The organism is Dokdonella sp. (genome assembly GCF_049593775.1).
Taxonomy (GTDB): Bacteria; Pseudomonadota; Gammaproteobacteria; order Xanthomonadales; family Rhodanobacteraceae; genus Dokdonella.
This window is the reverse complement of sequence record NZ_JBAWHJ010000351.1, coordinates 1-2,442: the sequence shown is the minus strand read 5'-3', so window position 1 is coordinate 2,442 and position 2,442 is coordinate 1. Positions and strand designations below refer to the sequence as shown.

2 protein-coding genes, 1 tRNA gene and 1 pseudogene are annotated in these 2,442 nt (G+C 60.2%); all 4 read left to right on the top strand.

What is annotated here, in order from left to right; translation table 11 throughout:
• The first annotated feature begins 27 nt into the window (after positions 1-27).
• The gene (gene ispE, locus WBP53_RS12185; protein WP_423929295.1) at positions 28-912 is read left to right on the top strand and encodes a 4-(cytidine 5'-diphospho)-2-C-methyl-D-erythritol kinase; all 885 of its coding nucleotides are present in this window, start codon (positions 28-30) and stop codon (positions 910-912) included.
• Between the two features lie 44 nt (positions 913-956).
• Positions 957-1,031, top strand: a tRNA-Gln gene (locus WBP53_RS12180).
• 71 nt (positions 1,032-1,102) lie between these two features.
• Entirely contained in the window at positions 1,103-2,071 is a 969-nt protein-coding gene (locus tag WBP53_RS12175) for a ribose-phosphate diphosphokinase (protein WP_423929293.1), read from the top strand.
• A gap of 166 nt (positions 2,072-2,237) precedes the next feature.
• A pseudogene (locus WBP53_RS12170) lies at positions 2,238-2,442 on the top strand (50S ribosomal protein L25/general stress protein Ctc); the annotation flags it as partial.

Sequence of the window (2,442 nt, the reverse complement as noted above, 5' to 3'; positions counted from 1 at the left end):
ATACAAGGTTCGTCTGGCGATCCAACGATGGGCCATGCCGTGATTGAATCGGGTGGCGGGTGGACGGCATGGCCGGCTCCGGCCAAGTTGAATCTGTTCCTGCATGTCACCGGTCGCCGCAAAGATGGCTACCACCTGTTGCAAACAGTGTTCCAGCTTCTCGACTGGGGTGACACCATTCATCTCCGTATTCGCCGGGATGATTCGATTCGGCGGATAGGTGCTTTGCCCGGCGTGGCTGAGCAGGACGACCTTGTCGTGCGAGCGGCCAGACTCCTGCAGCGAGCCACGTCCACTGGACTGGGTGCGGAGATCCGCATCGACAAGCAGATTCCGATGGGCGGCGGCCTGGGTGGTGGCAGTTCGGACGCGGCAACCACGCTGGTGGCACTCAATTTGCTGTGGAATTGCGGCCTGGGTATCTCGGAGCTGGCGGAACTCGGGGCTTGCCTCGGGGCGGACGTTCCGGTCTTTGTTCATGGGCGCAGTGCGTTCGCGGAGGGTGTCGGAGAGCAACTCACGCCGCTGGACTTGCCTGATCAGTGCTACGTGGTCGTCTATCCCGGGACAGGAGTACCCACCGCCGAGCTTTTTCAGTGCGCCGAATTGACACGCGATAGCGCACCCTTGACAATTGCGGGCTTCGTTTCCGGGGCAAGTGCGCGAAATGCGTTCGAACCGGTCGTGAGGGCGCGGTATCCTGAAGTGGCGCAGGCGCTGGACTGGCTGGGCCAATTCGGAGATTCGCGACTGAGCGGCACCGGAGCATCTGTCTTTGTGGTGGTGGACATGGACCGGGCGCAAGCAATTGTCGACCAGTGTCCGTCCGGCATGCGCGCATGGGTCGTACGGGGGGTCAATCGTTCGCCCTTGCTTGCGATGTTGCCCGTAAATGGCGGGCACGTCGCATGAATCAGTCGTTTTCAGGCTGAACTTCGGATTTTAAAGTTTCTTGGTGGGGCGTCGCCAAGTGGTAAGGCACCAGGTTTTGATCCTGGCATTCGCAGGTTCGAATCCTGCCGCCCCAGCCACGTCCGGAGTATCGGGCGCGGACCTGTCCACGCTGCCAGTTTGGCAGCCATCAAGCATGACGGAGTGTCCTTTGAGCACCGCAGCGAGTACGTCCAGCATCCTGGTGTTCAGCGGCAATGCGAATCGTCCGTTGACCCAGGCGATCTGCACGGAATTGGGCGTGCCGCTTGGCAAGGCCCAGGTCGGGCGCTTCAGCGATGGTGAAGTCCAGATAGAGATCGAGGAAAACGTCCGCCGGCAGGAAGTGTTCGTGGTGCAGCCCACCTCGGCGCCGACGGCAGACAATTTCATGGAGTTGCTGGTGCTTGTCGATGCGCTAAAACGCGCTTCAGCCGCCAGCGTCACCGCCGTGCTGCCGTATTTCGGCTATGCGAGGCAGGACCGTCGCCCGCGCTCTGCGCGCGTGGCAATCACGGCGAAGGTGGCCGCCAAGATGATTGGCGCCGTAGGTACGGATCGCGTGTTGACGGTAGATTTGCATGCAGACCAGATCCAGGGTTTCTTCGATATTCCGCTGGACAACGTGTATGCGTCCCCCGTGCTGCTGGCCGATATCTGGCGTTACTACGCCAACGATGACCTGATCGTGGTCAGTCCTGATGTCGGTGGCGTGGTGCGTGCCAGGGCCTTGGCCAAGCGGCTCGACGATGCCGATCTGGCCATCATCGACAAACGCCGGCCGCGACCGAACGAAGCGACCGTGATGAACATTATTGGTGAGGTCAACGACAAGGTCTGCGTACTTGTCGATGACATCGTCGATACTGCTGGCACCTTGTGCGCAGCTGCCGCGGCGTTGAAGCGCCAGGGCGCTCGCAAGGTGGTGGCCTATTGCACACACGCCGTGCTTTCAGGTCCGGCGATCAGGAATCTCGAAGGTTCGCAGCTCGATGAGCTGGTCGTGACCGACACGATTCCATTGTCGGCAGAAGCGCAGGCTTGCACGCGGATACGCCAGCTTTCGGTCGCCGAACTACTGGCAGAAACAATCCGCCGGATCGCCTTTGGCGAATCGGTCAGCTCGCTGTACGTAGATTAGTAGCGGAGAACGGGGAATAGGGAATGGAGAGTGGTAGAGCGGCCTTGAGGCTTCTACCGACTCCCCATTCTCTATTCTCCATTCCCGGTTTCAACAACTCTCCTGGTCGCGGGGGAGTTTTCAAATCGCCGTGAGGCGAATCAACTCAAGAAAAGGCAACACGAAAATGGCAAAGACACATGAGCTTTCGGTAGAGCTGCGCAAGGACGAGGGGAAGGGTGCGAGCCGCCGCCTGCGTCGTGCGGGCAGCGTGCCGGCTATCGTTTACGGTGGCGGAGAACTGGGGCCAGTGAGCATCCAGATCGCGCACAAAGATGTTTACATGGCTTCGCAGAACGAGTGGTTTTATGCCTCGGTGCTCGATCTGAGCC

Bases quoted from the DNA above. Each gene is read 5' to 3' on its own strand.
- ispE (WP_423929295.1), top strand. From the start codon at position 28: ATGGGCCATGCCGTGATTGAATCGGGTGGCGGGTGGACGGCATGGCCG.